The sequence below is a fragment of the Sphingobacterium populi genome, assembly GCF_001586775.1.
In the GTDB taxonomy this organism is placed as follows: Bacteria; Bacteroidota; Bacteroidia; order Sphingobacteriales; family Sphingobacteriaceae; genus Sphingobacterium; species Sphingobacterium populi.
In genome coordinates, this window is record NZ_LQXS01000042.1 from 1 (window position 1) to 218 (window position 218).

Sequence of the window (218 nt, forward strand, 5' to 3'; positions counted from 1 at the left end):
TAACCCGCAAGGATTGGCATTTCATCCGGAGACAGGCGAATTATGGAATAGCGAATTTGGTCCACGCGGTGGCGATGAGATCAACCTGATCAAAGCAGGTAACAATTACGGATGGCCAGTAATCACTTACGGACTAGAATATAGTGGTGACAAGATCGGTACTCCCGTCATTCAGCAAAAGGAAGGCATGGAACAACCTGTTTACTACTGGGATCCTG

General features: G+C 47.2%; 1 protein-coding gene. It reads left to right on the forward strand.

Going from position 1 to position 218, the window contains the following annotated elements; translation table 11 throughout:
* Window positions 1-218, forward strand: a 218-nt coding sequence (locus A0125_RS15270) for a PQQ-dependent sugar dehydrogenase (RefSeq protein WP_197464914.1), incomplete at both ends; no start/stop codon positions are given.